This window comes from Burkholderia sp. BCC0322 (assembly GCF_902833045.1).
In the GTDB taxonomy this organism is placed as follows: domain Bacteria; phylum Pseudomonadota; class Gammaproteobacteria; order Burkholderiales; family Burkholderiaceae; genus Burkholderia.
In genome coordinates this window covers 1-21551 of the sequence record NZ_CADFDU010000003.1, presented here as the reverse complement: position 1 = coordinate 21551, position 21551 = coordinate 1, and the positions used below count along the sequence as shown (strand labels likewise).

Genomic DNA, 21551 nt, shown 5'->3' with positions numbered 1-21551 from the left:
ACGCGATGAAACCCTTCTCCCTGCCCCACCGCCCTGCGCTCACGCTGTGCGCGGCCGCGTGCCTGCTTGCCGGCTGCACGGTCGGCCCCGACTACCGCGGCGCGCCCGCCGCACCGGATGCGCCGACCTTCGTTCGCGCGCCGGCCTCCGGCATCGACACCACTGCGCCCGCGCCGAGCGCGTGGTGGCACACGCTCGACGATCGCCAGCTCGACGACCTGATCACCGCCGCGCTCGCGTACAACCCCGATCTGCACGCCGCGCAGGCGCGCTTGCGCGCGTCGCGCGCGCAGCTCTCGCAACAGCGCGCGGCGCAGTTGCCGAAAACGTCGGCCACCGTCGCCGCCATCCGCATGCGCGAGCCTGACGTCAGCGCACTCGGTTCGCTGCTGCCGTCGAGCGGCTCGAGCCAGTCGGGCGCAACATCGCCGTTGCCAGGCGGCTCGGGCCCGCTGCAGCTCTATTCGGCAGGCTTCGACGCAACCTGGGAAATCGACCTGTTCGGCGGCACCCGTCGCGCAGTCGAAGCCGCGTCCGCACAGGCGGAAGCGGTCGACGCCGACCTCGCCGATACGCAAGTGTCGATCACGGCCGAGGTCGCGAACGCGTACATCGACCTGCGCGATCAGCAGCAGCGGCTCGCGCTGTCGCGGCGCACTGCCGAGTTGCAGCAGCAGATGCTCGACCTCACGCAGCAGCGCCGCGCGCGCGGCGTTGCCGCGGATGTCGACATTGAACGCCTGACGACACAGGTCGAAAACACGCGTGCGTCTTTGATCCCGCTCGACGCGCAGGTGACGGAATCGCTCGACCGGCTCGCGATCCTGACGGGCCGCGCGCCCGGTGCGCTCGATGCAACGCTGTCGACACCGGATGCCCCGCTGCCGACGCTACCCGGCAGCGTCGCGATCGGCGATCCGGCCACGCTGCTGAAACGGCGCCCCGACATTCGCGCGGCCGAACGCCGGCTCGCATCGAGCAACGCGCAGATCGGCGAGCATGTCGCCGATTACTTCCCGAAGGTGACGCTGCTCGGCGATCTCGGTTTCAGCGCGACCGACCCGGGCCACCTGTTCCGCAAGCAGAACTTCACCTGGGTCGGCGCGCCGTATCTGCAATGGAATATTCTCGACTTCGGGCGCACGCGCGGTGCGGTGCGCGCGGCCGAAGCATCGCGCGACGAAGCGGAGGCGAATTATCAGAAGGTGGTACTCGGTGCCTTGCAGGATGCCAACACGGCATTGCAGCGCTACGGGCACCAGCGCGAACACGTCGTTGCGCTCACCAAGGTGCAGACGTCGGCCGTGCATTCCCGATCGTTGATGGACGAGCGCTATCGCGCAGGTGTCGCATCGCTGATCGACCTGCTCGATACGCAACGCGAGGCGTTGTCCGCACAGCAGAACGTGATCGCCGGGCAGGCCGAACTGATCAAGGACTATGTGTCGCTGCAGAAGAACCTCGGGCTCGGGTGGCAGGCGGGCGCAAGTTGAAGGCAAATTGATCGGCGCCGCACGGCCGGGTTGGTCGAGGCCGCCGCGGCGCCGATGCTTGAAAGGCCGATCGCAACCTCCACGCAAGGCATCGCACGTTCAATCGCCCGCGCTCGACGCTCGCGTGTCGCTTCATCGTACGCAATGCAACAACTCATTGCGCGCGCAACAATATTCGCGGTCTGCGCCGATGACAACCGCGCTCACGCCGCATCGGCGATGCCGCTATCGGAAACATATCGAATATCAATTAGCCAATCGTCTGACGATCTCTTCTAATTCAGTCGGCTTCCCCACCACCGATCGGATTCAAGGAGTTCCATCGTCATGTCCTCATCCTCCAATCGCGTGCTGAGACACGCAGTCGCCGCGCTCTGCGTTGCACTTTCCGCGTCCCCCCATGCCGCCGAGCTCACTCGAGACACCGGCGCCCCCGTCGGCGACAACGAGAATTCGCAGACGGCCGGCCCTGCCGGCCCCGTGCTCCTGCAAGACTCCGCACTCATCGAGAAACTGCAGCGCTTCGATCGCGAACGCATTCCGGAACGAGTCGTGCATGCACGCGGCACCGGCGCATTCGGCGAATTCGTGCCGAGCGCCGACATCTCGAACCTGACGAAAGCGAAGGTCTTCACGCCAGGCACCCGCACGCCCGTGTTCGTCCGCTTCTCCACCGTGATGGGCTATCGCGGCTCGCCCGAACAGGCGCGCGATCCGCGCGGCTTCGCGGTGAAGTTCTATACGCAACAGGGCAACTGGGACATGGTCGGCATCAACTGGCCGGTGTTCTTCATTCGCGACGGCATCAAGTTCCCCGACTTCGTTCACGCGAACAAGCCGAGCGCCGTAACCGGCGTACAGGATCCGAACCTCGCATTCGACTTCTTCGCGAACACCCCCGAAGCGACGAACATGCTGACGATGCTGTACACGAATGCGGGCATGCCCGATTCATACCGTCACATGGACGGCTTCGCGGTGCACGCGTTCAAGTTCGTCAATGCGCAAGGCGACGTGCACTACGTGAAGTTCCACTGGAAAAGCCAGCAAGGCGTGCACGGCCTGCGTCCGCAAGACATCGACGCATCGATCGGGCGCGACTGGAACATGATGACGAACGACCTGTACGGCGCGCTGAAGCAAGGCGACTTCCCGAAGTGGGATCTGTACGTGCAGGTGCTCGCGCCGCAGGACCTGAACCGGTTCGACTTCGATGCGCTGGACGACACGAAGGTCTGGACCGGCGTCCCCGAGCGCAAGATCGGCACGATGACGCTGAACCGCGTGCCCGACAACTACTTCCAGTCGACCGAGGAATCGGCATTCGCGCCGTCGCGACTCGTGCCGGGCATCGAGCCGTCCGAAGACCGGATGCTGCAGGACCGCCTGTTCGCGTACGCCGACACGCAGATGTACCGGCTCGGCGCGAACTACATGGACCTGCCGATCAACCGGCCCGCCGTGCCGGTGGTCAACAACAACCAGGACGGGAAGATGAACGCCGGCGACCGCAAGGGCGAGGTGAACTACGAACCGTCGACGCTGCATGAACTCGCGCCGGACCCGCAGTACAAGTCCGTGCGCATGACGCTCGGCGGAACGACTCAGCAGGAAGCGATCCACAAGAAGCTGCGGTTCCGTCAGGCGGGCGAGTACTACCGCAGCCTGTCGCAGCAGGACAGGGACGACCTGATCACTGCGCTGTCCGGCGATCTCGGCAAGGTGACGAACGCTCACAACCAGTACGCGATGCTGTCGTACTTCTACAAGGCCGATGCCGACTACGGCACGCGTCTCGCGCAGGCCGTTCATGCCGACGTCCGGCAAGTGCAATCGCTCGCGTCGAAGCTGAGCGAGAACTGATCCCGCGGCTGCGGTCGCCGTCGACGTGCGGGGTTGCGCCGCGCACGTCGACCTGCCCCACACATCAGGACATTCCCATGCAATCCAAACGGCTGACCCACGCGATCCGCTCGACCACAACGGCCCTCGTGCTGGCCGCGATCGCCGGTTGTGCGCACCTTCCCGACCGGCCGGCTTATTCGCCGGCCGATCCTGCCGCGCTGCGCCGCTACGACAGCGACTGGTTCGATGCCGCCCGCGTCGGACGCGTCGACATCCTGCGTGCATTGCACGACGCCGGCTATCCAGTCGACGCCACCGACAGCCGCGGCTTTACGGCCGTGATACTCGCGTCCTATGACGGCCAACCGGCCGCACTCGACTATCTGCTGTCGGCCGGCGCAAACGCATGTGCCGGCGACCGTCACGGCAACACGGCGCTGATGGGTGCCCTCTTCAAGAACGAACCCGACATCGCGCGGCGCCTGATCGACACGCATTGCCCGATCGACCAGACGAACGGCGCCGGGGAAACCGCGCTGGGATTCGCCACGTTGTTCAATCGATTCGACCTGATTCCGGTCCTCGTCGCGCGTGGCGCGAATCCGAATCATGTCGATCGGCGCGGCCAGTCGCTGCTGCAGCTCGCGCAGTCGCACGACAACACGGAAGCCGTGGACGCGCTGCGGCATGCAGGTGCGAGGCAGTAGAAAAGCAGGATTCCTGCTTGTTTCAGATAACGCAGGGTGACAGGGAAGCGATCTCTTACGTCGCCCTCGACACCTCGCAGAATCAAAAAAAACTCGTCGAGCCGCCGGTAGAAAGCGATCCGCCCTGGATCGGGCTGCTCGATTCCGTACCCGGCGAAGAAAGGCGCGCCCCGGCGATTCGAGTCACGGCTCGAACCCGATCGGCCAGTTGCGCCCATTACGCGTCGAACCGGAAACGATCGGCAAATCGAATTCGCCATTACTTTCTTTGTTGGCGTCGAACATTACAAAATACTGCCAATTTTTTCAAAAGCATTTCACTTATTCGATTTAATTTAGTTTCATATAATCAAAAAAAGTTTGACATCGCGCTTTCGTTCTTGATAACGTCCGATGCAAGCAATCTGACGAATTGTTCACTACGCACTCGCTTCCGCTCGACGTTTTTTCGCTTCCGCCGCACCGCAGTGCTCGCCGCCGGCTGTATCGTTCGCGCGCCGGCGCATGCAACATCCCGATGCATCTCATTGGACGACTGCCATCCGGCAGCGGGCCGAAGGATCGAACCAAATGAGCAGGACACCGAAACTGTTGCTCTAGCCATCCCGCCCGCGCCAGGTCCGGCGCAGTTGCGTCGTATCGCGGCGCAGCCTTCCCGTTACCGCGTTTTCCGTATTTCACCCCCGGAGAAACACCACGTTTCCGGATCGGGTGAAAGGCCCTGTCGCGTCCGTGCCATCCGCACGCATGCGGCAGAAATCGGCGGTGCATGACCCGCATCGCTGTCGACCGTTGTTGTTCGTGCTGTTCGATGTTCAACCGGAGGGGTAATTCAAATGAATCAGGTTGCAGACAAGAAACAAAAGCACATTCGCCTCGTCAAGCTCGCATTCGCCGCAGCCGCCGCCGCGTCGTTCGGCATGGCAACCGTCCACGCCGCGCCTGCGGCCGGCTGGACGGAAACGCGCACCAAGGGCTTCCTGCCGCTCGTGCAGCAGAGCGAAGCCGGTACGGCCGGCGCGCCTGCCGCGAGCACGGCCGCCGCTGCAGCGGCGGCAATCGAGATGGCGCCAGGCGAATCGGTGGACATCGTGCTCGGGCTGAACCTGCGCAACGAAGCACAACTCGACCAATACCTGCACGACCTGCATACGCCTGGTTCGCCGCACTACAGGCAGTTCCTCACGCCGGCGCAGTTCTCATCGCAATATGCGCCGACCGACCAGCAGGTCGCGTCGGTCGTCGCGCATCTGCGCAAGGCAGGCTTCGTGAACATCGTGGTCGCGCCGAACCGCCTGCTGGTATCCGCGTCCGGCACCGCGGCAACCATCAAGTCAGCGTTCCGCACGACGCTCAAGCGCTTCACGCACAACGGCCGCAGCGTCTATGCGAATACCGACGCCGCGCAAGTGCCGAACGCGATCGGCGGCGTCGTGGGCGCCGTGCTGGGCCTGCAGAACGTCGAGTTGATGCACACGGGCGCGGGCAGCCGGCCGCAAGGCAACACCAGCAACCTGACGATTCCGGCCGGCGCATCGGCGGTGCCGCACAACCCGACCGAATTCTCGTCGCTCTATGGCGGCGACGGTACGCCGACTGCCTCGCAGACCACCGTCGGCATCATCTCCGAAGGCGACCTGTCGCAGACGGTGAGCGACCTCAATACGTTCGCCGCAAACAACAGCCTCGGCTCGATCAGCAGCAGCATCGTGAAGACGGGCCCGTCCGGCAGTTCGTACACCGACACCGACGGCACCGTCGAATGGAACCTCGACAGCCAGTCGATCGTCGGCGCGGCCGGCGGCAGCGTGAAGCAGGTCGTGTTCTACGTCGCACCGTCGATGACGCTCACGGCGATCACCGCCGCGTACAACAAGGCCGTGACCGACAACGTCGCGAAGGTGATCAACGTGTCGCTCGGCGTGTGCGAATCGTCCGCGAACAGCACCGGCTCGCAGGCAACCGACGACACGATCTTCAAGCAGGCGATCGCACAGGGGCAGACCTTCTCGGTATCCGCCGGCGATCACGGCGCGTACGAATGCGCGAGCGGTACGCCGTCGCGCTCGACCTACACGGTGAGCGAGCCGGCAACGTCGCCGTACGTAATCGCGGTGGGCGGCACGACACTGTTCACGAATACGTCGAACAACGCGTACAACAGCGAGATCGTCTGGAACGATCCGAGCTGGCAGCCGGGGACCGTGTGGTCGACGGGTGGCGGGTACAGCAAGTACGAAGCCGCGCCGTCGTGGCAATCGTCGAGCCTCACCGGGTCGACCAAGCGCGCACTGCCTGACGTCGGCTTCGACGCGGACCTGCGCACCGGCGCGATTCTCGTCGTGAACGGCCAGACCTCCGACACGCTGTGGGGCTCGGGCTACCTGAACAACGAAGGCGGCACGAGCCTCGCCGCGCCGATCTTCACGGGCATCTGGGCGCGCCTGCAGTCCGCGAACAACAATGCGCTCGGGTTCCCCGCGTCGAGCATCTACAAGTACTTCCCGAGCAACGCGGCCCTGCTGCACGACGTCACATCCGGCAACAACGGCAGCGGCACCTACGGCTACAAGGCGAAGGCCGGCTGGGACGCGACGACGGGCTTCGGCAGCGTGAACATCTCGAAGCTGAACACGTTCATCCAGAGCACGCCGGATTTCGCACGCTGATGGAGCGGTGACCGCCCCGGTTCCGCGTGTGCACCGTCGCGCACGCATGGAATCGGATGGGATCGTCCGAACAACCCGCGAAGGCTGCAAAACCTTCGCGGTTTTTTTGCGTTCCGCGTAATCTCGCGGCGCAGCGACGCGCCAGCCAACCTTGCAATTGTTGCTCAAGCAACTTTCATACTTCTTGCTTTGCTCGTACCAACCCGCTTACGGACTGCAGGGTACACATACTGTTACACAACACCCAGACAACTTCCGCGCGCGTCGTGCGTTTAACTGGATATATCGATTCGTCGCGGGACAACCACCATGCGAACCCGACCCTGCCGCCTGCTCCGGCCGATGCCCCCGGAGCATGTGCAAACGGTCGCGGCACAGTGCTCGAGCCGATCGCGTGGCCCGCATATCTGCCAACGCCGACACAACACCGAACGCACAACATGACCCACGCACGTGCACACCGCCCCGTCAGGACGCTGATCGCGTCGTCCCTCATCGTGTCGCTGCTCGGCCTCTCGGCCTGCAACAAGAACGGGAACACCAGCGCCGCCGCAGCGGCCAGCGATGCGAGTGCGGCCGCGGCAGCACAGCCCGCATCCGCGCCCGTCGCCTACACGCCTCCGAGTGCCGACCAGCTTTACCAGATGGTCGCGCCGATCGCACTCTTCCCCGACAAACTCGTCGCTTTGGTGCTTGCGGGTGCAACCTATCCGGACCAGGTCACGGCAGCCAACAACTGGGTCATGCAGAATCCGTCGCTGAAGGGGCAGGCACTCGCGACCGCCGCCGATACGCAGCCGTGGGATCCGTCCGTCAAGGCATTGACCGCGTTCCCCGCGGTACTGTCGCAGATGGCGTCGAACCCGGCCTGGACCACATCGCTCGGCCAGGCTTACTACAACGATCCCACCGACGTGATGAACGCGATCCAGATGATGCGCCAGCGCGCGCAGGCCTCCGGCCATCTCCGCTCAGGCGGCCAAATGCGGGTCACGCAAGTCGCGCAGGCCGCACCGACCGGCTACACGCCGGCTACCGATGCGCCCGTGGTCTACGCCGGACCGGCGATCGTACCGCCGCCCGCGCAGGCCATCGAGATCGAATCCGCGCAGCCCGACGTCGTCTACGTCCCGTCGTACAACCCGACGGTCGTCTACGGCGAGCCGGTTTCGTCCTACCCCGGTTACGTGTATCGGCCGCCGCCGTACAGCACGGGAGAAGTCGTTGCCGCCGGCGTGATCACGTTCGGCGTCGGCATCGCCGTCGGCGCCGCGATCTTCGGGCACCACGACTGGGGCTGGCACGCATGGGGCATGAACTGGGGCGCGCCGCATCGGGAAGGCCCCGGCTGGAATGGCGGCTGGCAGCGTCCGGCCGTGGTGTACAACCACACCACGTACGTGTCGAAGTCGACCACCGTGATCAACCACATCACCAACATTCGCAACACGCGAATTACGAACAACTACGGCGGCAACGTCACCAACAACACGACGAACACGACGATCGAACGCAACACGATGCAGCCGGGCGCCGTGCCGATGACGATGCCGCACTTCGGCGCGAACGATACGCGCCCCGGCGCGCGGCCGTCGCCCGACGCGTTCGCGCAGAACCGCGCGAACGAGCCGCATGCAGAAGCGTCGACGCAACATGCGCCTGGCGCGATGCGCGAGGAGCGACAGCCGGAGCGCGCCGCACACGAAAATCGCGCGATTATGCAGCAACAGCAGCGCAACGAAGCCGAGCAGCAGCGCGAGGCGATGCAACCGCACAACGCAACACAGCAGCAACAACGCGCGGAAATGCAACAACACAACGCGGCAGAGCAACAGCAGCGCGAGGAAATGCAGCAACGCAATGCGGAGCAGCAACGGCAGCGCGAAGCAATACAGCCACGCAACGAGACTCAGCAGCAATTGCACAAGGAAACGCCGCCGCGCAACGAAGCGCAGCCGCAGGAACACGCGGCACCGCAGCCGCGGCAACCGGCCCCCGAGCACGCACCCGTACCGCGTCCGCACCCTGACGAGCCGCATCCGCCGCACGAGACGCACGAGCATCGCGCCGACTGAAGCCCACCTCGTCACGGCAGCGTGGCATTCGCGCTGCCGTCCGACGAAACCCGTGTCTCGCTGTCATGCCGAGGCAACGCGGCGCAACACGTCGCACGCCGCCGTTTTCGGCCATACCGCGCGGCCTTGCCGCGCACCTCACTCGGCCCAGTTCCGGACGTAGTCCGGCACCGGCATGTTGCTGTCGGCATGAACCGGCGCGCTGCGCGTCGTCTTCAACGGCAGGATCCCCGTCCAGACAGCGAGCGCGAGATCGTCTTCCTTGTCGGACGGCATCGAATCGCCGACTTTTACCGCTGCTTCCGCAAGGGCAATCCGCAGCACGCTGGTCGCATTGACCTCCTTCTCGTTGCCGGGCCGCGCATCATGCTTGCGACCGGGCGCGATCTTGTCCATCAATGCCTCCAGCGCCGTCAGCTTTTCCGCACGACCCTCCACCATCTCGAACCGCCCGTAGATCACCGCGGATCGGTAATTCATCGAATGGTTGAAGGCCGACCTAGCCAACACGAGACCATCCAGCAACGTAATCGCGACGGAGGCCGGCGCACCCGCCGCCAGCGCCTTGATCATCCGGCTGCCGTTGGACCCGTGAATATAGAGATCATCGCCGCGCCTCCAGTGCGCGGTCGGGATGCAGTGCGTGTCCTCGCCCGAACCGAATGCGATGTGGCACACGTAGGCCTCGTCCACGATGCGATGAAGCATGTCGCGATCATGGTTTGCCAGTTCCGGCAGGCGACGAATGATGGTGCGGGTCGCGGGGGAGATGACGGTCTGGTCTTTCATGTCTTTCATGTTTCGTTTTCCTGTTCGTGCGCCCTTGCGCGCATCGAGCGGCCAGCGTTCCGGCAAGAATCGGGCATTCTCTCTAAATATATTTGCACTACGAAGTTAATTGAATCGATCGCTACGGTATCCGCGCGCGCAACCGGTCGATCGGCGCGTCGACAGTCGCTTGCAAAATCGATCAAAATACGCGCGTGCCACTTTCCGTGACGATCCCCGGAAATGCCCGCGCACCGGCCGGCACCACGAGAACGTGAACGATACGATGCGCGTCGAATCTTCAAAAGAACCAGCTCAACGAAAAATTCTAGAACCAGCCCATGGATCTCGCGCTGCTCATCTCATCGCTTTCCAGACAGGACGGCACGACACGACACAGCCAGCAGGAAGCCCTCTACCGGAGCCTGCGCGACATGCTGCTGGACGGGCGTATCCCGCCCGGCACGCGGCTCGTGTCGACACGTGTGCTCGCGGCCGAGCTGGGTATCGCGCGCAACTCGGCGGTCTATGCGTACGAGCGCCTTGCCGAGGAAGGTTTCGTGGCGGCCACCCGCAACGGGACAATCACGCGATGGGACGGACGCGGCCGTTCCAGCGCTGCGCTCGAAAGCGGCCCGGCCGCGGTTCGATTGTCCGGGCGCGTGCACGGGCTGGAGAACGCCGATCCCGAACCCGAACGCATGCTGCCGTTCGTTCCCGGCCTGCCTTCGCTCGATGAATTCCCCGTTGCCCAATGGCGCCGCTGCATCGAGCACGCGTGGAAAGTCATCAAGCCCGCCCAGCTCGCATACGGCCCAGTCGAAGGGCTGCCCGAATTGCGGCGTGCCGTGGCCGCCTACATCCGGGTCTCTCGAGGCGTGCGCTGCGAAACAAACCAGGTATTCATCACCGACGGCACGCAAAGCAGCCTCGAACTGTGCGCGCGCATGCTGGCGGATCCCGGCGAATATGGCTGGCTCGAGAACCCCTGCTACAACGGCGCCCGAACCGCATTCCGGTCGACCGGCCTGGAGCTCGTGTCGATCGAAGTCGACCACGAAGGGATGGCGCCAACCGACGAACAGTGGCGCACCCGGCCGCCCCGGCTGATCTATACGACACCGTCGCACCAATACCCGCTCGGCGCGCTGATGAGCCCCCGGCGACGCACGGCGCTCGTCGAGCACGCACGTGCGTGCGGCGCGTGGATCATCGAGGACGATTACGACAGCGAGTTCCGCCACGGCGGCCAGCCGCTGCCCGCGATCCAGGGCCTGCGTGCCGACGCACCGGTCTGCTATCTCGGCACTTTCAGCAAGACGATGTTTCCCGCCCTTCGGCTCGGCTTCATGGTGGTTCCGTCGATTCTGGTCGAACGCTTCACCAGCACGCTGCGCGAACTCGTCCATCGCGGCCACTCGGCCGATCAACTGGCGATGGCCGAATTCATCGACACCGGCCTCTTTGCGCGACACCTGCGCAGGATGAGGACGCTGTACGCCGAGCGGCGGAGCAGCCTCGAAGCCGCACTCGCCCGCCACCTCGGCACGGTGCTGAACGTTCGCGAAAGCCCGGGCGGCATGCATCTGTCTGCGGATCTCGCGATGCCGCTGCACGATACCGACGTCGCACGCGCCGCAGCCGCACGTGGCCTGCTGCTTCAGCCGCTGAGCAGCTATCGGGTCGGCGACGGCCGGCCGTACAACGGCTTCGTGCTGGGATACGCCGGGCTGAACGACGCGACGATCGAGACCGCCACGATGCAGCTCGCGGCCGTCATCGAGCAGCGCGGCCGCACGCGTTGCTGAATGTCGCGTGCGGCAGCGTCGCTCACAGTTGCGATTCGATCGGAAACAGCCCGAGAAACCAGACTTCCATCCGCCGCGCGGCGGACACTTCCGGTTCGTGATCGAGCTCGGTGACCTTGCCGTCCGAATCGGTCTGAATCCACTTGAGCTGCCCGTTGCCCGCCAGATCGGTCCTTGGCTCGACGCGCCACGCAATTCGATCGAGCCGCGCTTCCAGATCGTTGGCCACCTGCGACGCAATCGCCGGACTCTCGCAGTAAACGCCGATCTCCGTATTGAGGTTCAGCGAGCGCGGATCGAGATTCATCGACCCGATAAAAATGCTCTTGTGATCGAACACATAGGTCTTCGCATGCAGCGACGCACGCGACGACCCGATGATGACCTGCTTCGAAATGCTCTTGTCGCCCGACGGCCGCCGTTCGTAAAGCCGCACGCCGGCGGCCAAGAGATCGCTTCGGTAGTGCCGGTAGCCCGCATGCACGGCCGCCACGTCGGTCGACGCGAGCGAGTTGGTCAGCACCGTCACGCGCACGCCGCGCGCCGTGAGCGCGCGCAGCCGCTCGACGACCTCCTTGCCCGGCACGAAATACGGCGACACGATCAGCAGATCATGTTCGGGCTGCAATGCGAGTGCCCGCAACTGCGGCATCAGGTGCCCGTCGCTGTCCTTCGGCGCGTGCGCGATCTTCGACGGATCGTCGTACAGCACCGTCGCGTGGCCCCACGACAGTTCCGTGCCCTGCCCGTGAACGATCCGGTCGAGCCGCTGCCTGGCCTCGAGCACGTACGGATTGTCCTCCATGGCCCTCAGGTAATCGCGTAACCGTTCGCGCTCGCGGTCCAGCCCGCCCGGCGCCGCGTCATGCCCGACCAGCGCACTGATCGGATACGCGTACGGGGAATTCCAGAACGTATCGAATTCGGTCGAGATGTCCTTCACGGCCGGACCATGAACGACGACGTCGAGATCGCCGAACTCCAGCATCGACGATGCGCCGAAATACTCGTCGCCGATGTTGCGGCCGCCGACGATCGCCGCCTGGTTGTCCGCGATCATCGCCTTGTTGTGCATGCGCCGGTTGACGCGCGAGAACTCGAACACGGTGCCGATCTTCTTGAACCGGCGCGTGGCGACCGGATTGAACAGCCGGATCTCGATGTTCGGATGCGAACTGATCTCGAGCAGCTTGCGGTCGTCCGCGTTCGTGCCGAGGTCGTCGAGCAGCGCACGGACGCGCACGCCGCGATCGGCCGCGCGAATGATCGCGTCGGCCAGTTCGTGCCCGGTCAGGTCGTCATGCCAGATGTAGTACTGAAGGTCGAGCGAGCGGTCCGCGCGATCGGCCAGCAACACGCGCGCATCCAGCGCGTCGACCGGATCGGTCAGCAGATGAAACGCGTCCTGCCCCGGATGCGTGCTGGCTTGCTGCCGGAACGCGCTACCCAGCCGCGTGTTGTCCGTATCGGTGTATGCGTGCGTCGGCACGCGATCGGCCTGCGGCGGCAGGCTCGCGCAGGCAACGAGTGCCAGCAACGAAAGAATCGCACCCCACGAACGCAGCATGGTCATGATCGCCGTCCCACTCCCGGCCGAAGTCTGTTTATTCTCGCCGCCGGATGGATCGCGGGGCGGTTTGGCTTTCCTTCGGCCGCAACCGATGTCGCGTGCGGAACGGCCGCGCCACAGCATACTTCGATTGCCTGCGACGCGGCACCTTCTCGGTACTTTCCTGACCCTGACGCTCGTCTCGCGTCCACGCAAAGAAAAACCCGCGACGCATGAAGCCATCGCGGGTTTTCGGCATGCTGCGCGAGCGCGCGCATGAAATCTGGTGGCCCGGCGGCAATCGAATACGGCCGCCAATCAACCACCAGCTATACGCACGACCTCGAATCGGAAATAGTTGCCCCCAGAGTTGCCCCCGAACCAGCGCCACTGCAATAGGCGCTGGATCAAGCAAGCGAAACCATCTCATCTGCATTCGCTGCTTCAATCGTAGGTTGCACCTTCACAACATCGTGGATGTTCACACGTAAGGCGGCGGCGGACCGCAAACTCATGCTCCATGGCTAGCCGACCGCTTGAGCAGCCGTTCGAAACGGATAATCAAATCTGGCTAAATCCACAGATACGAGCAACCTCTCGTCAACCCGAGATCAATCGGATTCGGCCTTGTTCGAGCCAGTCTTTCTATCCGCAATTTTCCGCAAAAATGCAGCCTCCAACTGTTCCGCCTCCGCGCCATAATGGGCTTCCCGATGATGTTCCGAGCAAAGTGCGATGACGTTATCGACCGTGTCGTGACCTTGGTCAGCCAGAGCAATGACGTGATGTGCTTCCAGATATCGCCCACCGCCGGTCGTGAGAAATCCTTCCTTGCCGCAGTGTTCGCATCGGCCATTGGCCAGTTCTATAACACGTGCTCTTATCGCCGGATCGCGCTTGAAGTCGTTGCGTACGTGTGACGCTCGGTCGACCTGGGTATGGCCCACTGGGTCGATTGCGAGGTCATCGATCGCGTACTGGACAGGCATGACGTGATCGAGGCCCTGCCCCAATCGAATGGCCTCCGCCGTCGTTTCACCAATAACATACGCAATCAAGCCATCTGGCTCATCAACTATTCGAAGAACCAGCAGACTTTGGTCGTCGTATGACGCCCGCTCCCGAGGTTCAGCGTCGGTGTCCTTCGCCTTGCAGAGAATCCCGTAGGTCTCATAGCGCTTTGCGATGGAGGCCTCGAGGATCTCGATCTTCTCCTTCCCACCGTTTCGGTCTTTATATTGGAGATCAGCTTTGTGCCACATCACGACACGTCCACCAACCAAACCATCCTCCCAGACCGAGAACACAGCTCGGCCCAGTTCGTGGTTCACCGCCGACCACGACCAAACGATGTTGCGCATGGGGCAGCCAAGCGATGCGCAGAATTTCGAATAGGCTAACTTCGGTTTGGGCCGCGAATCCGCGAGGTTGCGTTGCGCCATCTCATCCGGCAGACATGTGTGGCAACGGGTCAGCGTTGATCGCGGTCGGTTTTTCTCGCTCCATGCTTCTAGATCCGCAGGAGTGTCCGAGCAGATCTTGATGTAATTTTCACCGGTGAATGCGTTGACCGCATACTGCTTGGAATAGGTCGAGATATGGTGACATCCAGACTTATGAAGCACGGCATAAGTGCTCTCATTCCGCGTCGTGTTTAACACGAACCCGGTGCGATGGAGCTTCATCCAAGCAAGGTATCTTTCGTCGGTAGAGTCAAATAATTGTTCAGCCATAGTGACCCTGAACCGGAATTAGTCCCGGTCGGAAGTGGAGATTTCCGGCTTGTGACCCTGAACCGGAATTAGTCCCGGTCGGAAGTGGAGATTTCCGGCTTGTTGACCCTGAACCGGAATTAGTCCCGGTCGGAAGTGGAGATTTCCGGCTTGGTTGAGTTGTCAGGCGAGGCGGATTCCCTTGCCTGACGGGCGAATTCGGCAGGCGTCATCCACTGCAATGCGGAGTGGGGACGAACCTCGTTATAGTACGTGCGCCAGTCGTCGATTTTGCTCTGCGCGTCGGCCAATGACAAGAACCAATGCGCGTTCAGACATTCCTGCCGGAAGCGCCCGTTGAAGCTTTCGACCTTGGCGTTGTCAGTAGGCGTGCCCGGTCGGCTGAAATCCAGTTCAACGCCATGTTCATAGGCCCAGCGATCCATTGCCTTCGAGATGAACTCGCTGCCATTGTCGACCTTGATCGTGGCCGGGTGTCCGCGCATGGCAGTAATACGCATCAGCGCTTCGACCACATGCCCCCCCTTCAGACTTTGTCCGACCTCGATGGCCAAACATTCCCGTGTGTAGTTGTCGACGACGGTCAGAGTCCGAAGACGTCTTCCATCGAACAGTGCATCGGCAACGAAATCCATACTCCAGATTTCGTTGATCGTAGTCACCATATGCTTGGGCTGCCGTAGTCGTGCCGACTTGTTGCGCCGCGGCCGCTTATGCCGCAGCGACAGGCCTTCCGCGCGATACAGCCTGTAGACGCGCTTGCAATTATCTCGCCAGCCTTCCCGTCGCAGAACCACGTGAACGCGTCGATACCCGTAGTGCACGCGCGTGGCGGTGATCTCCTTGATACGCATGAGCAGTGCCGACGAATCGCGTGCGACTGACTGATACCGATACAGCGAACGAGACATGCCAAACAACGCGCATGTCTTCGTCAAGCTGGTTCGATAGCGATCACGCAACTCATCGATCAACATGCGCCGACGGGAAGGCTTCAGAGCTTTTTTGCGAGTACGTCCTGCAGCATGGCCTTGTCCAGGCTCAGGTCCGCCACGAGTCGCTTCAGCTTCGCGTTTTCCTCTTCGAGCTGGCGCAACCGGCGCAACTCGGAAGGTCCCAACCCTCCGAATTTCTTCTTCCAATTGTAGAAAGTCGCCTCGCTAATTCCGAGCTTGCGGCAGATCTCTTCGACCTTCGTACCCAGCTCGGCTTGCTTCAGTGCAAATGCGATCTGCTCTTCCGTAAACTTGCTCGTCTTCATGGCATGGCCTTCGTGTCCGCTCGGACACATCATGCCGAATTTCTCTACTTTTGAACCGGACTATTTCTTGGGTCAGGGTCACCTTCCTTCATCTGAATTTCGTCAAGTCCACACTCTCGCCTGTCGACGGTAGCCATGGCAAATGGAATCGATTCCAGAAAATCTCAGTCACATATGACCTCCCTGAGCACGGCCACCTAAGGCCACTTCGCCTCGGCAATCCCGCCGCGACGCACTTCGCTCGGAGGCTTTCCATGACTCACACCTACGTTCTTGTTGCTGCGATTACGGCAACGTTGGCGACCATCGCTGTCGTCGCCTTCCTCCTCTGGCGGCGCTTCACGCCGGCGCCGCCGACCACCCCGCCAATTAGCACTGAACCTCCCGCTCTCGCGGCACCTCTGCCTCGATACACCTTGGAAGACGAATGGGAGGCTCACGCCCCCTATCCTGACCATGCATTGCATGCGATCCGGGGAAACGAACGGGAATTCCGTGACGCGTTTCCGCACAAGACGCACTATCGATCGCATGATCGCTTCACATTCGACGATGTCGAACCGTTCGAACCGGACGAGTTGCCCTCATTTCATCGCCCCTTCCAACAGCCGGCAACCGATACTGACTTCTTCTCTTACGCGCCGCCCAACGCACGTATCTCGACAACATCTTCATCGAGTGACGCTGCACAACGCTGCCCGCACTGCAATTCGTCACGCATCACCACGTTGAACATCGGCCGCAAAGCAGGCAGCACGATCGGCAGTGTCGCCGGCGCGACGAGCGGCATGGCGATGCCCCTCTCTGGCGCCGAAGCCGGCGCAGTCGTCGGCGCAATTGGCGGTCCGCTTGGCTCCGTCTTCGGCGGACTCGCCGGCGCGGTCATCGCCGGCCTACTCGGCAGCGCAGCAGGCTGCGCAGCTGGATCCGCGGTCGGTGCCGCCATCGACGAGAACGTCCTCGACAACTATCGGTGCCTGTCGTGCGGCCATACTTTCAGCGCGCAGCACGATTGATTCTCGCGATCGCAGTCCTCATCCATCCGTTCCACCGCATCCGCTTCCCCCTTCTCGATTTAGTCCTACCCGGCCTGCGCCGGGCGTTATGCCATTTCAATTTTTCAGGAGTTCACCATGCATCTCGTCCAATCCATGGCCTACGTCGGTCAAACGCCCTGGCATGGCCTCGGCAACCAGCTCGCCGCCAACCAGCCGATCGAAGTCTGGGCAGACCGCGCCGGCATGAACTGGACGATCGAACCGTCCGAAGTCCGATACGTATCCGGCTCCGCCGGTATCGGCTCGATTCACGCCTTTCCCGACCAGAAGGTGCTGTATCGGTCGGACACCAAGGCACCGTTATCGGTCGTCTCCGCGCGGTATCAGGTTGTCCAGCCCCGAGAGATCCTCGAGTTCTACCGGGATCTGACGGAGGTCGGTGGTTTCGAACTCGAAACGGCAGGCGTGCTCAAGGAGGGCCGCAAGTTCTGGGCACTCGCCAAGACAGGTCAATCCGGCATGCTGAAGGGCAAGGATCACGTCAAAGGTTACCTGCTGCTAGCAACCGCCTGCGATGGCACGCTCGCAACGACCGCGCAGTTCACTTCGGTCCGCGTCGTCTGTAACAACACATTGGCGATCGCGCTCGGTGACGGTACCGGTGTCGTCAAGGTGCCGCACCGTTCTCAGTTTGATCCGCAAGCAGTCAAACGCCAACCGGCGCCGGCGAAGCTGGCGGCTCGCAGGCGCTGATGGCATTCGGCGCGCAAGCCGGTTCGGTTGCGATCACCCCGAAGACACACGTGACGTACGCGGGCGAGAACATCGACCAGGTCGCGCAGCAGCACGTCCAGCTGACCAGCGGTCAGCGCATCAACCTCCACGGCGGCCGCGGCGTCGCAATGTTCGCTCACAGCGATGGCGTATCGGCGATCGCGAACCAAGGCAAGGTTACGCTGCAAAGCCAGGCCGACGACACGCAGATCGATTCGGCGAAGAACATCCAGTTCACGGCGGCCGACGGCAAGATCACAGGCATGGCGAACGATCAGGTGGTCTTCACGACATCTGGCGGCGCCTACCTGAAACTGCATGGCAGCGACATCGAGCTCGGTTGTCCGGGCAAGTTCACCGTGAAGTCTGCCGGCCATTCGTGGCAGGGCCCGGCCAGCATGAGCACGGACATGCCGAAATTCGATCATGCGCCTCTCGGGCGCGTGCCGAAACTGGTGCGGGCCTCCGACGGCAATCCGATCGAAGGTTACGTCGGCGAGGTCCACAAGGCGTCGGGTGAAATCGTGACCGGCCAGACGGACAGCGCCGGCACGATGGCCCCGATCGACCACAACCAGTTCGAACAGGTGGTCGTGAAGTTTTTCAAAAAAGACGCATAAACGAGCGACGAGATACGGGTCATGCCAACATCACAACGCAATCCAGCAGCGACTGCCAAGGGCACGTTGCTGCCGAACAAGCAGAAAGAGCTTGTTGCAGTCAAACCGATGCCTTTGCCCGGCCTCGTGATCTTCGTGCACGGAGTCAACTCCGAGGGCGAGTGGTTCGGCCCGGCCGAAGAAGGGCTCTGCCGGGGATTGAATCGGCGCCTCGGGCGGCTCGACGATCAGATGATGTTCAAAGGACCGAATGGCGGACAACTTACCCCGGCTAAGTACATCAAGTTCCTGACGAATGACGGCTTCATCAATCCGAAGATGACGCCGCAAACGTACGTGCAACCCGACCCTTCGTGGTCGCCGGTCATCCATTTCCGGTGGGGACACAAGGCGAATAAGGCAGAGCTGCAGGAGTTTGGCGGCAACATTTTCCTTAACGAACAAAACTACTGGGGGGGGGGCCCGTTTGCAAACGGGTGTTCGAGCCTTCCAGACTTGTGGAACGTCGGGGTCAACGACCGACCGTTCCTGTGGCTGCAGATCCAGGATTTGAACCCCGTTGCCGCCCGAATGGTGTACTCAACACCTAATCGTCAATACGGGGTAATGGCTGCCCTGCGTCTCGCTAAACTGATCGAGTCGATTCGGAAAAAGCAAGCGGACTGCCCGATCACAGTGGTCTGTCATAGCCAAGGCAACATCGTCGGGATCACAGCCGCATTTCTGGGCGACCAATTACCTGATGTGAAAGACGCCAACGGGAAAACCGGCCGATGCGTCGCCGACGCCTATGTGCTGGCCAACGCGCCATACAGCTTGGTTGCCGATCTGAAGACCGATTCCTGGACACAACGCGGCGCAAAGGATTCAGAGGGCCGACGCGGACGTGAAACGTGGGAAGCTCGCGTACACACCCTGTCAAACTTCTTCGACATTAAAGCGATATGGCGACCGCACGCGAATTGTCGGCACGATGGAAAATCAATGTGACGGTGCGGCAGAGTCTACGTCGGACTTGAACCAGGAGCAGGAGCTTTCATGCGCGGTGTAATTCGGGTTGGAGACGTACACAGTCACGGAGGACGCGTCGAGTCAGGCGCGCCCAACAGCGAAGTTATGGGGCGGCCGGTTGCTCGAGTCGGCGACCGCTGCACCTGCCCGATCCATGGCGAGTGTGTGATCGTGGAGGGTGATGCCGATTTCAACATCGAGGGTAGCCTCGCATCATTCGACGGGCACAAGACCTCATGCGGTGCGGTGCTAATTACTTCACTTCCGACATCCGGGCGCACGTAGTTTCCGGGTACAAGCGGCAACCAACTAAGCAGATCATCACCTCCTACCCTAGAGGCTAAACCCGATGGCCACTACGATTACCGAACCCAGCTACCCTCCCCCCCCGCAGCGCGAATGTGTTTGCCAAAAGCTGGCGCTGGGCCTTGCTGTTCGGATTTTTCGTCTACTGGGGCTATCGACTACTCGAGCTTGTTCTGTTTGGTGTAGTGGTAGAACATTTCGGGCTGACTTCCGAAGCCGAGTCTTACACAATCATCTTCGCTTACGTCCCCGCGCTCGTATTTCTTGGCGGCATGTTCTACCTCCATCGGCGCTTGGTGTTTCCCGACATTCAATTTTTAGGAGCGTTCAAGCGACGAGACGTGGTTATCGGTATCGCGTTGGTCACGCTCGTGTATCTGCTGGGATACGCACTCGCATGGCTAACACACCAGCCGCGTGAACCGATCATGGGTGCGCTCTTTCAATCCAAGACGCCCCTGCAAATTGTCGTGATGATCGGTGCGATGCTTTTGCTTCCGCCGGTAGTCGAGGAGTTGGCCTTCCGCCATTTCCTGCTTTCTATGCTCCCCTTCCGTGCGAGCTGGCGTGTCGCAGCGGTCGCGGTATGTGCAACCGCGTTGTTCTTCTCGTACGTCCACGCTTACCAGTACTGGACGACGAACTTGACGATTTTTCTTGTCGGCGTGGTATTCGCAGTGGCGAGAATTCGTTCGAACGGCATGACGTTGCCCATAATGCTTCACGCCTATGCGATCGCACTGGCCCTTGCGCTCGACCAGCTGATCGCCATGACTGTCGGGTAACTTGCAACGGCGGTCGTCATAGTCCGGTTCGCTTTCTGTCAGAAAAGTGCCTCAGCCGCCCCCCGATCAACATGGCAAACGCGTCCTGATAGGAAGACAGGCCCACTCAGAGGCGTGATTCACTGACCGCTTACCCGTAGCAGCCCAGCTTCAACTCGGACAAGACCGGCTCGCGTTCCATCGGATCGTTGGGGTCGATCGACCCGAAAGGGCCCGCAGGCGGCGTAAGCACCCGATCAGCACCATAGCGCATATCGTTGACGAGGGTATGCGATCGCTCTACACAGCGCCGATTGACTACTCCGGGGTGATCCCCGCCTAGCGATCACGAAATCGAGAAATCGAACGGTTGTTTCCGCTGCACATCCTTGCCACCCTTGAGTGGCTCGCAGATCATGTTCTCGATCGACTGCACGGCTGCATTGTCGAGATCCTCATACCCGCTCGATACCGACACACCTATATCGACAACCGCACCGCTTTCCTTCACGGTAAACCCAATCACGACTCGACCTTTGTGACCGCTCTGGCGGGCCGTTACCGGATACACAGGAGCGGGGAACCGACAGGCACCGTCTGCCACTGCTACACGTCCCGAATAGCCGAGTTCTCCAGCGTGAGCTCCTATATGAAACATCATGCCTAAAACCGCCACAGCCATCTTCAACTTCATGATCTAGTTCTCGCTCACCAAATCAAACTTCGCTGCAATCGCACCTCAAGTACGCCTTGCGCCATGTAACATACTCGTTCAGCACTGACACCATTATCCATGATGTCAGCAGAGAGGCACATTGTCAGCAGCGGGTTGAAAATGACACACCAGCACATTGGATTTGACCCACCCGGGTAGGATGGGCCCTTTTGGGAGGGCCGGTGCTTACAAGGGGGTAATCGTGGTGAACGGTCCCGGTTTTCAGTGCCAAAGGCAATGTTAGTCTTCGGCGTTCTTGAACGGTCCCGGTTTTCAGTGCCAAAGGCAATGTTAGTCTTCGGCGTTCTGTTGGTCCGTCAGTTGGGCCTGCAGGCCCAACTGACGGACGTATTCGGCAGGCGGCACTTCACCGAGAGCCCTGTGAGGCCGACTCTCGTTGTATTCGACCCGCCATCGTTCAATCTGCTCCCTGGCGTCGGCCAGCGATGTGAACC

General features: G+C 62.0%; 16 protein-coding genes and 3 pseudogenes. 13 read left to right on the top strand and 6 right to left on the bottom strand.

The features are described from left to right. Positions 1–5 precede the first annotated feature (5 nt). The 6 genes from HWX39_RS10475 to HWX39_RS10450 all read left to right on the top strand — a co-directional run bounded on the left by HWX39_RS10475 (position 6) and on the right by HWX39_RS10450 (position 8789). Positions 6–1493, top strand: coding sequence for an efflux transporter outer membrane subunit (locus tag HWX39_RS10475; protein WP_175967719.1), 1488 nt, complete (start codon positions 6–8; stop codon positions 1491–1493). A gap of 327 nt (positions 1494–1820) precedes the next feature. Then, on the top strand, positions 1821–3356 hold the full coding sequence (locus HWX39_RS10470; protein ID WP_175967717.1) for a catalase: 1536 nt from the start codon (positions 1821–1823) through the stop codon (positions 3354–3356). 77 nt (positions 3357–3433) lie between these two features. After that, positions 3434–4045, top strand: coding sequence for an ankyrin repeat domain-containing protein (locus HWX39_RS10465; RefSeq protein WP_175967715.1), 612 nt, complete (start codon positions 3434–3436; stop codon positions 4043–4045). 17 nt (positions 4046–4062) lie between these two features. Next, positions 4063–4818 (top strand): hypothetical protein, encoded by a 756-nt coding sequence (locus tag HWX39_RS10460; protein ID WP_175967714.1) that lies wholly within the window; start codon positions 4063–4065, stop codon positions 4816–4818. Positions 4819–4881: 63 nt separating this feature from the next. Next, on the top strand, positions 4882–6714 hold the full coding sequence (locus HWX39_RS10455) for a S53 family peptidase (RefSeq protein WP_175967712.1): 1833 nt from the start codon (positions 4882–4884) through the stop codon (positions 6712–6714). A gap of 440 nt (positions 6715–7154) precedes the next feature. Next, positions 7155–8789 carry a DUF3300 domain-containing protein gene (locus HWX39_RS10450; RefSeq protein WP_175967710.1) on the top strand — a complete coding sequence of 545 codons (1635 nt, stop codon included), beginning with the start codon at positions 7155–7157 and terminating at the stop codon, positions 8787–8789. A gap of 138 nt (positions 8790–8927) precedes the next feature. On the opposite strand, the gene HWX39_RS10445 is transcribed toward HWX39_RS10450, so the two are convergent. Next, entirely contained in the window at positions 8928–9578 is a 651-nt protein-coding gene (locus tag HWX39_RS10445; RefSeq protein ID WP_175968506.1) for a pyridoxamine 5'-phosphate oxidase family protein, read from the bottom strand. A 320-nt stretch (positions 9579–9898) separates the two neighbouring features. On the opposite strand from HWX39_RS10445, the gene HWX39_RS10440 reads away from it, so the two are divergent. Beyond that, positions 9899–11365: a PLP-dependent aminotransferase family protein gene (locus HWX39_RS10440; RefSeq protein ID WP_175967708.1), complete on the top strand. Its 1467-nt coding sequence runs from the start codon at positions 9899–9901 to the stop codon at positions 11363–11365. A 22-nt stretch (positions 11366–11387) separates the two neighbouring features. Here HWX39_RS10440 and HWX39_RS10435 read toward each other — a convergent pair whose 3' ends face one another. The 3 genes from HWX39_RS10435 to HWX39_RS10425 form a co-directional block, all read right to left on the bottom strand. After that, the gene (locus tag HWX39_RS10435; protein ID WP_175967706.1) at positions 11388–12938 is read right to left on the bottom strand and encodes a phospholipase D family protein; all 1551 of its coding nucleotides are present in this window, start codon (positions 12936–12938) and stop codon (positions 11388–11390) included. 587 nt (positions 12939–13525) lie between these two features. Beyond that, a complete protein-coding gene (locus HWX39_RS10430; protein WP_175967704.1) occupies positions 13526–14599 on the bottom strand; it encodes an HNH endonuclease signature motif containing protein in 1074 nt (357 codons plus the stop codon). Positions 14600–14766: 167 nt separating this feature from the next. After that, positions 14767–15908, bottom strand: a protein-coding gene (locus HWX39_RS10425) for an IS3 family transposase (protein WP_175967702.1) whose coding sequence is annotated in 2 segments (ribosomal slippage) — positions 14767–15656 and positions 15656–15908 — 1143 coding nt in all. Because the reading frame shifts where the segments join, the coding sequence is not laid out codon by codon here. Positions 15909–16162: 254 nt separating this feature from the next. On the opposite strand from HWX39_RS10425, the gene HWX39_RS36190 reads away from it, so the two are divergent. From HWX39_RS36190 to HWX39_RS10395, 6 genes and pseudogenes are all read left to right on the top strand, one after another. Beyond that, a complete protein-coding gene (locus HWX39_RS36190; protein ID WP_244134961.1) occupies positions 16163–16924 on the top strand; it encodes a hypothetical protein in 762 nt (253 codons plus the stop codon). Positions 16925–17041: 117 nt separating this feature from the next. After that, positions 17042–17623 (top strand): annotated as a pseudogene (locus HWX39_RS10415) (DUF932 domain-containing protein); the annotation flags it as partial. A gap of 71 nt (positions 17624–17694) precedes the next feature. Continuing rightward, a pseudogene (locus tag HWX39_RS10410) lies at positions 17695–18300 on the top strand (DUF2345 domain-containing protein); the annotation flags it as partial. 21 nt (positions 18301–18321) lie between these two features. Beyond that, positions 18322–19233, top strand: a pseudogene (locus tag HWX39_RS10405) (hypothetical protein); the annotation flags it as partial. Positions 19234–19338: 105 nt separating this feature from the next. Next, positions 19339–19596 (top strand): PAAR domain-containing protein, encoded by a 258-nt coding sequence (locus HWX39_RS10400; protein ID WP_175967697.1) that lies wholly within the window; start codon positions 19339–19341, stop codon positions 19594–19596. Between the two features lie 116 nt (positions 19597–19712). Further along, a complete protein-coding gene (locus HWX39_RS10395; RefSeq protein ID WP_175967695.1) occupies positions 19713–20402 on the top strand; it encodes a CPBP family intramembrane glutamic endopeptidase in 690 nt (229 codons plus the stop codon). A gap of 325 nt (positions 20403–20727) precedes the next feature. Here HWX39_RS10395 and HWX39_RS10390 read toward each other — a convergent pair whose 3' ends face one another. Both HWX39_RS10390 and HWX39_RS10385 read right to left on the bottom strand, forming a co-directional pair. Further along, positions 20728–21075: an energy transducer TonB gene (locus tag HWX39_RS10390; protein ID WP_175967693.1), complete on the bottom strand. Its 348-nt coding sequence runs from the start codon at positions 21073–21075 to the stop codon at positions 20728–20730. Between the two features lie 312 nt (positions 21076–21387). Next, positions 21388–21551: integrase core domain-containing protein (locus tag HWX39_RS10385; RefSeq protein ID WP_175967691.1), on the bottom strand; the 164-nt coding region annotated here is incomplete at its 5' end.